This is a genomic window from Frankia sp. CcCS3, from assembly GCF_977927575.1.
This window is the reverse complement of record NZ_CDWRCL010000130.1, coordinates 1-10,901: the sequence shown is the minus strand read 5'-3', so window position 1 is coordinate 10,901 and position 10,901 is coordinate 1. Positions and strand designations below refer to the sequence as shown.

Annotated in this window: 12 protein-coding genes; 6 read left to right on the top strand and 6 right to left on the bottom strand. The window is 71.2% G+C overall.

Annotation, left to right across the window (positions count from 1 at the left end; all coding sequences use genetic code 11):
- Together AC08OQ_RS12525 and AC08OQ_RS12520 are read right to left on the bottom strand one after the other, a co-directional pair.
- A partial coding sequence (locus AC08OQ_RS12525; protein ID WP_476612060.1) for a ComEC/Rec2 family competence protein occupies positions 1 to 1,760 on the bottom strand: 1,760 nt, incomplete at its 3' end.
- 7 nt (positions 1,761 to 1,767) lie between these two features.
- On the bottom strand, positions 1,768 to 2,499 hold the full coding sequence (locus tag AC08OQ_RS12520) for a ComEA family DNA-binding protein (protein WP_476601191.1): 732 nt from the start codon (positions 2,497 to 2,499) through the stop codon (positions 1,768 to 1,770).
- Between the two features lie 6 nt (positions 2,500 to 2,505).
- Between AC08OQ_RS12520 and AC08OQ_RS12515 the strand changes: the two genes are divergently transcribed.
- The 3 genes from AC08OQ_RS12515 to AC08OQ_RS12505 all read left to right on the top strand — a co-directional run bounded on the left by AC08OQ_RS12515 (position 2,506) and on the right by AC08OQ_RS12505 (position 4,208).
- Positions 2,506 to 2,982, top strand: a complete 477-nt coding sequence (locus AC08OQ_RS12515) for a hypothetical protein (RefSeq protein WP_476601189.1) — start codon at positions 2,506 to 2,508, stop codon at positions 2,980 to 2,982.
- A gap of 260 nt (positions 2,983 to 3,242) precedes the next feature.
- Positions 3,243 to 3,437, top strand: coding sequence for a ferredoxin (locus AC08OQ_RS12510; protein WP_476601188.1), 195 nt, complete (start codon positions 3,243 to 3,245; stop codon positions 3,435 to 3,437).
- A 207-nt stretch (positions 3,438 to 3,644) separates the two neighbouring features.
- Positions 3,645 to 4,208: an HdeD family acid-resistance protein gene (locus tag AC08OQ_RS12505; protein ID WP_462188268.1), complete on the top strand. Its 564-nt coding sequence runs from the start codon at positions 3,645 to 3,647 to the stop codon at positions 4,206 to 4,208.
- 69 nt (positions 4,209 to 4,277) lie between these two features.
- Here the strand turns inward: AC08OQ_RS12505 and AC08OQ_RS12500 are convergent, their stop codons facing one another.
- Together AC08OQ_RS12500 and AC08OQ_RS12495 are read right to left on the bottom strand one after the other, a co-directional pair.
- On the bottom strand, positions 4,278 to 5,255 hold the full coding sequence (locus tag AC08OQ_RS12500; RefSeq protein ID WP_476601186.1) for an SOS response-associated peptidase: 978 nt from the start codon (positions 5,253 to 5,255) through the stop codon (positions 4,278 to 4,280).
- A gap of 84 nt (positions 5,256 to 5,339) precedes the next feature.
- Entirely contained in the window at positions 5,340 to 6,032 is a 693-nt protein-coding gene (locus AC08OQ_RS12495; RefSeq protein ID WP_476601184.1) for a M50 family metallopeptidase, read from the bottom strand.
- A gap of 227 nt (positions 6,033 to 6,259) precedes the next feature.
- On the opposite strand from AC08OQ_RS12495, the gene AC08OQ_RS12490 reads away from it, so the two are divergent.
- Positions 6,260 to 7,021 carry a lysophospholipid acyltransferase family protein gene (locus AC08OQ_RS12490; RefSeq protein WP_476594928.1) on the top strand — a complete coding sequence of 254 codons (762 nt, stop codon included), beginning with the start codon at positions 6,260 to 6,262 and terminating at the stop codon, positions 7,019 to 7,021.
- An 82-nt stretch (positions 7,022 to 7,103) separates the two neighbouring features.
- Here AC08OQ_RS12490 and AC08OQ_RS12485 read toward each other — a convergent pair whose 3' ends face one another.
- A complete protein-coding gene (locus AC08OQ_RS12485; RefSeq protein WP_476601182.1) occupies positions 7,104 to 8,318 on the bottom strand; it encodes an alkane 1-monooxygenase in 1,215 nt (404 codons plus the stop codon).
- A gap of 203 nt (positions 8,319 to 8,521) precedes the next feature.
- Here AC08OQ_RS12485 and AC08OQ_RS12480 point away from each other — a divergent pair, with 203 nt between their 5' ends.
- Positions 8,522 to 8,734 (top strand): hypothetical protein, encoded by a 213-nt coding sequence (locus AC08OQ_RS12480; RefSeq protein ID WP_462188273.1) that lies wholly within the window; start codon positions 8,522 to 8,524, stop codon positions 8,732 to 8,734.
- A gap of 92 nt (positions 8,735 to 8,826) precedes the next feature.
- Positions 8,827 to 9,729: an AEC family transporter gene (locus AC08OQ_RS12475; RefSeq protein ID WP_476601180.1), complete on the top strand. Its 903-nt coding sequence runs from the start codon at positions 8,827 to 8,829 to the stop codon at positions 9,727 to 9,729.
- Between the two features lie 70 nt (positions 9,730 to 9,799).
- On the opposite strand, the gene AC08OQ_RS12470 is transcribed toward AC08OQ_RS12475, so the two are convergent.
- A complete protein-coding gene (locus AC08OQ_RS12470) occupies positions 9,800 to 10,624 on the bottom strand; it encodes a hypothetical protein (RefSeq protein ID WP_476601178.1) in 825 nt (274 codons plus the stop codon).
- Positions 10,625 to 10,901: the final 277 nt, after the last annotated feature.

Below are 10,901 nucleotides of genomic sequence, written 5' to 3'. Positions count from 1 at the left end.
AGTTCGATCACAAGATCAGCGACAGATCCCGGCACCCGCCTCCGCAGCGTCGCCACCACAAGCCCGGCGACACCGGCGACCGCGCCCGCTCCCATCACCCCCGTGGGCCACGGCAGCGTCGCGGCAGGAAGATCGGCGCACCGGCCGGCGACCGTCACCAGCCACCAGCACGGCAGATCGGCGAGGTGCGCGAGCAGCCCGGCTGCTGACGGCGACACCGCCGCCACGACCAGCGTCAGTACCCCCAGCACGGTCGCCGGTGCGACGGCGGGCACGGCCAAGACGTTCGCTGGCACCGCCACGAGGCTCAGCCCCCCACCGGTCCAGGCCAACACCGGGGTGCACGCCAGCTGGGCGGCGGCCGCGACGGCGAGCACCTCGGCGATCCGCGCCGGCAGCCGCCGAGCGAGCGCGTCCCGCCAGCCCGGCGCAAAAACGATCATTCCGGCCGTGGCGAGGACGGACAGCGCGAAGCCGACCGAGAGGGCGAGCGCGGGATCCACCAGGACTAAGACGATCACGCTCGCCGCCAGGGAGGGCAGCACCGCCCTGGGACGGCCAATGGCGAGCCCGAGCAGGCCGACCAGACCCATCGCCCCGGCACGCAGCACGCTGGCCGAGGGCCGGGCGAGCACGACGAACCCGACGAGGGCGAGGGCTCCCACCGCGGCGCGCGACCGTGACCCACGCCCGGTCCATCCCATGAGGTAGAGCGCCGAGGCCGTCACGATGGCGACGTTGCTACCGGACACGGCCGTCAGATGGGACATTCCGGCGGCGCGGAAGTCCGCGCGCACCGCGTCGTCGAGCCCGGAGACGTCGCCGACCACGAGGCCGGGTAGCAGCCCGCGACGCGGTTCGGGCAGTCCCCCAGCGGCTCGACGCAGCCCGGCCCGTAGCCCCCCGGCGATTCGTTGGATCATGGTCGGCCCGCCGCGGGTCCGCGGTGGGCCGTTGGCGAACAGAACGGCGGCCACGGTGTCACCGACCCGAGGTTCGGCGAGCCTGCCGGAGACGACCAGGTGCTGGCTGGGCAGCAGAGCGCCCCAACCGCCGCCCCGCGCGAGCAGGACCATCGGGGCCCGGACCCGCAGATCCGCCGGGGGCGCGGTGAGGCGCTCCGCCCGGACGGAGATCACGAAGGTCACGCGATCGGCGCCGCCAGCCCCCTCCCCGGCACCCTCTCCGGCTCCGGGCCCGGTTCCCGTCCGGACCGCGGTGGACGAGGAGGTGGCGCGGGGATCGTCGGTGACGACGACCTCGGCTGTGACCAGACGGCCATGCCGGACCAGATCGGCGAGCGGGCCGCTGTCACGTGGACGAGCCGCCAGTCCACCCGCGAAAAACCCGGCGGCCAGAAAGACGAGGGCCGTGAGAACGACGACGGCGACGGCGGAGCGCCGCCCGACGCCCCGGGTGAGCGGCGCGCTACGCGGCTGCGACGGCAACGGCGACGGCGACAGCGACAGCGACAGCGGCGACTGCGACTGCGACTGCGACGGACGGGACCCGCCCGTAGCCACCTCGGCCCGATCGCCGCCCGGTCCTGGGCGAGTCGGCCGAGCGCCCCGCGGGCGGACCCGGACCAGCAGGAACACCGGAGCCGCGACAAGCACCGCACCGGCGGCGCCCAGCAACGGAACGGACGGCGGCCAGGTGCCGGCAACCGCCGGGCCCACCAGCCGGGCGTCCATCGGACGGGAAGCCCCAGACGGCCGTTCCGGCAGCGCGAGTCCCGTCTCCATCCCGACGTCGACCACCGGAGCGTCAAACCTTCAGCAATGGCAGCAGATCGGCCAGCCGCTTGTCGCCGACTCCGGTCACCTCCGCGAGCTGCTCGGGCGACCGGAAGGGCCCGTGCGCCGTGCGCCACTCGACGATGCGGCGAGCCAGCACGGGCCCCACCCCGGGCAGACCGTCAAGCTGCTCGGCGGTCGCGGCGTTCAGGTCGATCGGACCGGTCGCCGCGGTGGAACCGGCGGCGCTCGCGGTGCTCCCGCCGACGGGCCCGAGGCCGGTACCTGCGGGTTGCCCAGGCGGCGCCGGGCCGGGCCTGCCATCGACGAGGACCTGTTCCCCGTCGACCAACATCCGGGCCAGGGCAAGGCCGGTCGTGTCGGTGCCCGGGAGCGATCCCCCGGCGCGTTCGATCGCATCCACCACACGCGCGCCCGCCGGGAGCCGGACGACACCCGGCCGGGCCACCCGGCCGGCGACGTCGACCACCACCTCGCCGCTCGCCCCGGTGCGGGCGGCCCTGGTCGTCGGTGCCGAGGCCACGTTCGTATCCGTGGCGGAGGTGGGACCGGTGGCCCCGTGGTCCGAGTGGTCCGACCGGGCGTTGCCAGCCGCCGCCGACTCCCCCGTCCGGAGGGTACCGACCTCGGAGGAGGCGAGCGGTACCGGGCGGTGCTGCCAGGAGAACCAGGCGGTCATGAGCGCGGCGGCGAGGGCGACCAACGCGAGAACGAGGGCGGCCCGGGCTGCCGGCGCCACCACGATGCCATGCAGCGTAGCTGGAAGCCGCCTGCGGATGACGCCGACCAGATCGCCCCGCGGAACTCCCGGCGCCGTCCGGCCGGCCGATGGCCCGCGATCAGGTCCCCGGCCGCCTTCGTCCTCGCCATCGTCCATCTCGCGCCCCGGACGGGGGTGGACTGGATGGGGGTGGAACGGGCGGGGATGGAGCGGGCGGCGCCGATCCGTTCGACCGGCGACCGGCCGACCAAGATCGGCTCCGTCCGCCGCAAGCTCGTCCGCGGCCCATCCGTCGGCGGCCCGGTCCTCATCGAGGAACACGCCCTCGCGAATCCCGACCAGGTCGGACTCGTCGCCACCGATCTCCTGCTCGTCTTTGGTGAACGTGGCGTCGCGAACGCGGCGGGATCCACCAGCCGAGCCGTCTACTGGTGGGTCCGGCGGACGCAGCGGCACGGTGGCGTCGTCCGACGGCAGCAGGTCCAGCGATGGCCATCGCGATGAAACGGACGGTTCAGACGGAAATGCGCGGACGGGGAAGCGCGGCGGCGGGTACCCGGGACCAGGGGTGGATTCGACCATGGCTGGACCGTAGATCGATCACGGCGGCTCCCGCTCCGCTTGCCGCCGTCCTGTGGACAGCCGCCCGTCGTCCACAGCCCCCGCCCAGTGGCCTGCCGGGGTCCCGGTTCTGTCGCAGCCATGGGCTCGGCGGTAAGGTCCGCTCGACACTGATTGTGGGAGCACCACTGGGAGGTGCGCCGATGCGCGTGACTGTCGACTACGACCGCTGCGCGAGCAGCGGAACCTGTGTCCGTCTCCTCCCGGACGTGTTCGAGATCCGCGACGACGGCTTCCTCTACCTCCTCGACGAGGAACCCGACGACGCCAGGTGGGACGACATCCAGGAGGCTGTCGACTCCTGCCCAACCGAGGCGATCAGTATCTCCGATAGCTGATCACGGCGTGGCGGTCGGTCCGACTCCCTGGAGGGCACGCCTCCGAAACGGATCCGACCGCTCGAACCCTCCACGGCGCACCAACCCCGCCGGCAGCCGGCCGGGAGTATGAGTCGCGGTAGCGGCTCACCAGAACCGGGTAGAGACCTTCTGACGAGAGCGGCCCGCGCATTTCCGGGCGGAGCCCCGACCCGGGGAGGTGCCTCGATGGCCACGATCTACCGGCAGCACCGACGTCAGCAAGCCCCCAGCGCGCTGTGGCCGGCGTTGCTCCTGCTCGGTGCGGCGGTCACCGTACTGGGACTTCTACTGATCACGAACCCCTTCGCGACCGCCGGCACACTGGCGGTCCTCGCCGGAGTGGCACTCGTGCTCTCCGGCATCAGCGAGACGATCGCCGCGGTCCGGTCAGAGAACACCGCGGGGACTGCCCTGTTTGGGATCATGCTTGCGGTCGGCGGCGTCATCGTGCTGCTGTGGCCGGGAGCCACCCTCCGAGTCGTCGCGCTGCTCGTCGGCGCGATACTGATCATCACCGGGGTCGTCCGGGCCCTGGTGACCTGGGCGAGCAGATCCTCGCACGGGACCGGTCGCGGCATCGCCGGTCCGCTCATCCTGGCCGCGCTCAGTATCGTCCTCGGCGTACTGGCGCTGACCTGGCCGGGAGCGACGATCATGGCACTAGCGGTGATCTTCGGAATCCAACTGATCGTCACCGGCGTCACCGAGATCGCGCTCGGGCTCGCGCTTCGCCCGCGCGGTCACTCCTGACCTCCGGCGACCATCCGTTCTCCGGATTTCCGGCGGATCAACCCGCGATTGCCGAGCGCGCCCGCCGGGTCACCCGCCTCCCGGCCCGGCGGCAGTGCCTTTGCCCGGGGCATTGACGGGGGTATCAACCGGGTCGATACCGAACAACGACAGATCGACGGTGCCGCCCACCCGCGCGGACGAACCGGCACCACCGCCGACGGAACCACCGGACCGCTCCGGGTCCACCGCGAGAGCCGCCCGCCCGCCCGCCTGCGCGACGGCCGCGGCGACCACCGGATCGATCTCGACGGGATCGATGAGATGACGACCCTTGTTCCGGACACTGCCCACCTCGGCTGCGACCGGATGCGCCGCGACCACCCCGGCCGGCGCCGGCCGCAGCAGCGAGGCGAACGCGGCGGGATCGCGGACCGAGGGATCCATCCAGCGATCCCAGGCGGCCTCGGGCAGGATCACCGGCGAGCGGTCGTGCAGGAACTCCAGCCCCGCGGCGGCTCCGGTCGTGAGGATCGTGAAGGTCACCAGCGGGGCCTCACCCCGGCGCCAGACCTCGTAGAGACCCGCGAACGCGAAGATCCCGCCGGTTGCGGGATGGCCCGCGGGACGGATGTAGAAGGGTTGCCCCCGCCGCGAGCCGCCACCCGGATGGAACCACTCGTAGAACCCGGTCGCCGGGACGAGGCAGCGCCGTGCGGCGAAGGCCGACCGGAACGCCGGCTTGGTCGCCGCCGTCTCCGACCGCGCATTGATCATCTTTGCGCCGATCGTCCGGTCCTTGGCCCAGGACGGCACCAGCCCCCAGGTCGCGAGGCGAAGGACCCGCTCGGTCCGGCCGGCCGGAGGCGGCTTCCCGGCCGGAGGGAGGTGCGCCTCACCCCGAAGAGCGCCGTCCGGGAGCTCACGCGGCTCGGCGACGACGATCGGCATCGTCGAGGTGGGCGCCACGTTGTAGTTCTCCGTCACCGCGCCGGCAGTCTCGTCGTGAGCGGACATCGCCGCGGCGAGGTCGTCGGTCTTCAGCTTCTGGGTGTACCGACCGCACATGGCGCCAGTGTGGCACCCGGGTCCGACAGGTCGCAGGTTCCGCGCGGAGGTCGCCCGAACGCGAGGGTCGCCCGAACGCGAAAGTCACCCGAACAGCGCGGCGAGGCCACCGGCCAGCGCGCCGAGATTGACCAGGCCGAAGAACCCGACCCAGAGCGTCGGGGGCAGTCCGGTCGGCCGTGCGAGCTGATCCGGATCGGAATCCCCGGCCCGGCGCCGACGGCGCCCCCGCTGCACCTCGATCACCGGGCGGATCGCGCCCAGCAGCAGGAAGCACGCAATGTACGCGGCGAATCCGGCGCGCACGCTCTGCGGCGCGAACCAGGAGACCGCCAGGATTCCCGCGGTACTCCCCAGCACGGACAGGGCCCCGAAACCGTTGCGGATCACGAGCAGCATCGCCAGCAACAGCGCCACGCACAACTGCAGCAGCAGACTCGTCCGGCCGGTGGCCAGCAGGCCCGCAGCTCCGAGACCGAGCAGGGACGGTGCCGTGTAGCCGGCGGCGACGGTCACGACGACACCCGCACCGGTCGGCCGCCCGGAGGACACGGTCACTCCGGAGGTGTCCGAATGCAGCCGAACGCCAGCCAGGCGGCGCCCGGTCGCGACCGCGGCCAGGGCATGTCCACCTTCGTGTGCAATTGTTATCACATGTCTAGATATCGGCCATAGGCGGTCGCCGAGTACCGTCAGGGCCGCCAGAATCGCGGCAACGACGAGCACCCACTGCGGCGGCGCCGGCTGCGCCGCGATGCCCCGGCGCAGAATCTCCATTTCCGTTCTCTCTCCCTCATCCGCGCGGTTGGTCCCGCTCCTCCACAGACGTCTGATACGAACATCATCGATCCTGCCCCCCGCCCGCACGCGACGTCGCCTTCCGGTGAAACCGGACCGCGGTATCGCCGGACATCCACGACGACCGGTGTCAGGGGGTGGGGGTAAGGTCGTGTCGCATTCGGCACACCGGTGAGACCGCGAGGAACATCGAGGAGTGGCCCGTCGTGGCGGAGTACGTCTACCGGCCGGTGGTCAGCATGGTGCGGGGACTTTTCGGCGCACTGCGCCTGCGTCTTGACATCCAGGGCACGGAGAACATCCCGGCATCGGGGGGCGGCATCGTCCTGATCAATCACGTCTCGTACCTGGACTTCGCGCTCGCGGGTCTGCCGTTCTGGATCGCGGAGCGTCGGCTGGTCCGGTTCATGGCCAAGAAGGCAGTCTTCGACCACCGGATCAGCGGGCCGCTCATGCGCGGCATGCACCACATCCCGGTCGACCGGGAGGCCGGCGCGGCGTCTCTGCGCCACGCCCTCGACGCACTGCGAGCCGGGGAACTCGTGGGCGTCTTCCCCGAGGCGACGATCAGTCCGAGTTACTGTCTGGCGACATTCAAGACCGGGGCGGCCCGGATGGCCGCTCACACGAAGGTGCCGGTGATCCCGGTGATTCTCTGGGGCAGCCAGCGCATTTTCACCAAGGGACGGCCCTTCAGCCTGCGGGACGCGATCGGCGTCCGCGTCTCGATCACGGTAGGCAGACCCGTCCAGCCCACGGAACTGGGTAAGGGCCGCGACGGCACGGCGCTGCTGGAGAAGGTGATGAACGAGCTGCTCGACGATGCGCAGCGCCGCTACCCGCGGCCCGCGCCGGGCGAGCCGGACTGGTGGCTGCCCGCGCATCTCGGTGGCTCGGCTCCTCCTCGGCCGGCCGATCAGGACGCCGCCGCCAAGCAGAGCACCTCCGAGGAATCCGGCCAGAGCTGACAGATCCCCGTCGGAACCCTTGCCGACCGGCGATCCCGCGGACGACTTCTGCGCGGTTACCGTGCGTTCTTCGAGGAAGTGCTCACCCACGAGCACCGCCCCGGGACGGAGGCCCGTCGGCCTCGGTACCGGACGGCGGCCGGTACCGGGTCAGCAGAGCGGCCCGGCGCGCGGGGTGCAGGTTCGCCCGGGTGACGTCCCCGCCGTAATGCTCGACAACGCGGTCGTCCATCAGCCGAAACCACACCGGCGGGAGATACGCCGCGAGCAGGAGCGTAGCGTACCCCGCCGGTAGCTGGGGAGAGGCCTCGAAGGACCGCAGTGCCTGGTAGCGCCGGGTCGGGTTGGCGTGGTGGTCGCTGTGTCGCTGCAACTGATAGAGCGCCAGATTGCTGATCACGGCATCGCTGTTCCAGCTGTGCCGGGGGTCGACCTTCTCATAACGCCCGCTCGGGGTCAGCTCCCGGGCCAGGCCGTAGTGCTCGATGTAGTTGACCCCCTCCAGCAAGGTGAACCCGAAGGCCGCCTGGGCGACGAGGAAGACGAGCACGGCCGGCCCGAACGCGACGGCCAGTGTCGCGAACAACACTGCGGTGAGCAACCAGCCGAGCACGACCTCGTTGCGCACCGACCAGATCCGTCGGCCGCGCAACCGCAGCCGGGCGGCCTCCAGCGACCAGGCGGAACGCAGACTACCGACGACGGTCCGCGGCCAGAACCGCCAGAAGCTCTCCCCCAACCGGGCACTCGCCGGGTCCGCCGCCGTCGCTACCCGCACGTGATGGCCCCGGTTGTGCTCTACGGAGAAGTGACCGTACGCGGTCGGCGCCAGCATCAACCTCGCCAACCACCGCTCGAAAATCCCTCGCTTGTGGCGGAGCTCGTGCGCGGTGGTGATGCCCACCCCGGTCACGGTGCCGACCGACACCACCACTCCGATCCGGGCGGACCACGACAGGTCGCCGTTCGCCCAGGCCGAGGCGCCCAGCACCAGGCCGACGCCCGCCAGCGGCAGGTAGAGATACGTGCACCGGCGGTAGTAACGGTCGGCCTCCAGCGCGGCCCGGATCTCCTCCGGTGGATTGACCGGATCCGGCGGCGTGGTCATGTCGAGCAGCGGAACCAGGACGAAGACGAAGAGCGGGGTGATCCACCAGTACAGCCCGACACCCGTTCGATGCCACAGTCCGTATCCCACGATGGCCAGCAACGGGACGATGATCGCGGTGAGCCACATGTACCGCTTGCCGTCCCGCCAGGCGAGGCCGCCGGGCGCGGTGAGGACAGGTGCCGCCATCGGTACCTCCGATTTGCCGGCTGGACCGCCGACCGCGCCGACCGCCACCACGGGGCGAAAACCCCTGACGGCGCACCACAACTGGACAGTGAGCCTGCCACGTGTCATATACGCTGACAACAGAACGCCGGTCACATCGAGGAGCAAGACCCGTGCAAACAGGTGGCGTGACGCCGTCGCCCGCGGGCCGGCGGTCCCGTTCGATGACCGACTCGCCCCCCTGGATCGGCGGGGTGATGGTCGGCACCCTGCTGCTGTCCGCCGTTGTTCTGATCACGTACACGCTGCTTCCCCTGCCCGGCCAGGAACGGCTGGGTGCGGGCAACTACGTCCTCGCCGCCGTGCTGTTCGCCGCCAACATCCTGCTGCCCCGGCTACTGCGACGGCACCGGCGCCGCCGGACCCACCGGCCGTGATCCATCCGCGCACCGGTCCCCGCCCCAGGCCGGCCGCGTGGCCTGTCCCACGCCCGGCGCCTTCCGGGAACCCCGGCTGCCACGATGGCCGAATGTCCGCACTGATCGTGCTCCTCGTCGGCCTGGTGGCGGGCATCGGGGTCCGGCACCGCGGACGACTGCCCGCGGACACCGCCCATGTGATCAACATCTGGCTGCTGGACGTGGCCCTGCCCGCTCTGACGCTGCGCGCCATGCACGGCATCGTCTTCCCGCCGAACCTCGCGCTCGTCATCGCCGCGCCCTATCTGCTCTTCGTCCTGACGACGGCCGGCTACGTGCTGGCCGGACGAGCGTTGCGGATGCCGCGGGAGGTCGTCGTCGCCCTGATCGCCACAACCGCAGTGGCGAACACAAGCTTCGTCGGCCTCCCGATGGTGACCGCCTTCTTCGGCGCGTCGTCGGTCCCGGTCGCCGTGCTCGTGGATCAGCTCGGTTCCTTCCTGCTGCTGAACACGGTGGTCCTCGGGACGGTCACGATCAGTGCCGGCGCATCGCTTTCCCGCGCCGAGCTCGCCCGTCGGGTCTTCACCGCTCCGGCGCTGATCGCCCTGGTAGCCGCGCTCGTCCTGCGGCCGGTGACGTTCCCGGACTGGCTGAACGCCGCACTGGGGTCGCTTGGTAGCACCCTCACCCCACTCGCCCTGTTCTCCATCGGTCTGCAACTCCAGGTGCGTGCGGTCCGGGTGTGGTGGCGAGAGCTGGCCCTCGGCCTCGGCATCAAGCTGGTCGCCGCGCCCGCGCTCGTGGTGGGGATCTACGCGCTGACGGGGACCGTCAGAGATCATGACGTGCGGGTGGCCCTCTTCGAGGTGGCGATGCCCCCGATGGTCGCCGGCGCACTCATCGCCGCCCGTCACGAACTCGCGGCACCGTTGCCAAGCCTGCTGGTGGGAGTCGGGGTTCCGCTATCGTTCGTGAGCCTGGCGGTCTGGGCGCTACTCCTCGGGGCCTGAGGAGGTGGGGGCCTGAGTCGTGCTCGTCCTCCAGTGGAGTCACCGCTGCGGCGGGCGCCCGGCGTGCTGATCACAGCCTACGTGGGCGGGTTGACCATGCGTGCGGCGCACCGGGCGGCACCTCCCACGCGGGCGCGCCGTCGGCGCACGGGGCGAGATGTGTGTCCGCGATGGCGGAGAAATCGCCGAAGAACTTGATTTCCAGCCGCTCGCGGCGGACACCTCCCTTACCGTCCGGCGCGAGACGCAAAAAGTACAGCACGTTCGTACCTCCGGCAGCCGGCCGGTCATGCGGGTTGTAGCCGCCACCGTCCCAGTGGAACTCGGCCCGGGTCCGCAACACCCAGCGCAGTCCCTCGATGATGACCGGATTTGGGTCCGGGAGCCGCATCGCGGAGTGCCGCTCGAGCTCGAACACGCGTTCCTGCTCGATGAGCCCGGCCGGTAGCCCAGGTGTCCGCCGGAGCATGAAGATCTCCAACGTGCGGTCCGCGCCCGCACTGGACCGCAGCGCGGCGTGGGTGAGACGCACGTCGAGCAGCTCCGCGCGCACCGCGTAGCGCTCGGCCAGCCGGGCCTTCACGATGACGCTGGGCACCAGCGTGCTCGGCCGCACGCCAAGAGCGGGCAACGCCGCGAGCGCGGCCTCGAAGTCGTCCACGGCGATCAGCAGCGCCGCGTGGTCCAGGACACAGTACCGTGCCACCAGATCAACGAGGGCCGCCGCCTCGTCGAGGCCGTCGAACAGGCCGGCGAGGAGACCCTCGGTGTGCAACGCGCGCAGCGGCGCGCACACGGCCTCAATCCGGCGCACGTCGATGGCGTCCAGACCGCTGCCAGGCCGTCCGAGGTCGGTATGCCCCGGTGAGGCCGTGAATCCCTGCGCTTCGATCATCCCGTGTCACCTTCCGCCGCGCGGATGTGCCTGACGACCGGACACACCACGCCGGTTCGGTCCAGTCCGGCTCCTGCTCGGTCGAGTCCGGCCACCTTAGGCCGCTGGGCCCGGCCACCATGGCAGATCCGACCCCGGAGCATTCCTGGCAGCCTAGTACTCCAACCCGACTTTTGTGATCAGTTGCGGCCCGTGGGCTGACGGTGGGCGGCCGACCCAGCTCGCTCCGACGCAGGTCAGGACACGAAGAAGCCATCGGCGAACATGACGGTTTGTT

Coding starts and splice junctions, on each gene's coding strand:
- AC08OQ_RS12515 (WP_476601189.1), top strand. CDS start 2,506: ATGCAGCGTAGCTGGAAGCCGCCTGCGGATGACGCCGACCAGATCGCC.
- AC08OQ_RS12510 (WP_476601188.1), top strand. CDS start 3,243: ATGCGCGTGACTGTCGACTACGACCGCTGCGCGAGCAGCGGAACCTGT.
- AC08OQ_RS12505 (WP_462188268.1), top strand. CDS start 3,645: ATGGCCACGATCTACCGGCAGCACCGACGTCAGCAAGCCCCCAGCGCG.
- AC08OQ_RS12500 (WP_476601186.1), bottom strand. CDS start 5,255: ATGTGCGGTCGGTACACCCAGAAGCTGAAGACCGACGACCTCGCCGCG.
- AC08OQ_RS12495 (WP_476601184.1), bottom strand. CDS start 6,032: ATGGAGATTCTGCGCCGGGGCATCGCGGCGCAGCCGGCGCCGCCGCAG.
- AC08OQ_RS12485 (WP_476601182.1), bottom strand. CDS start 8,318: ATGGCGGCACCTGTCCTCACCGCGCCCGGCGGCCTCGCCTGGCGGGAC.
- AC08OQ_RS12480 (WP_462188273.1), top strand. CDS start 8,522: ATGACCGACTCGCCCCCCTGGATCGGCGGGGTGATGGTCGGCACCCTG.
- AC08OQ_RS12475 (WP_476601180.1), top strand. CDS start 8,827: ATGTCCGCACTGATCGTGCTCCTCGTCGGCCTGGTGGCGGGCATCGGG.
- AC08OQ_RS12470 (WP_476601178.1), bottom strand. CDS start 10,624: ATGATCGAAGCGCAGGGATTCACGGCCTCACCGGGGCATACCGACCTC.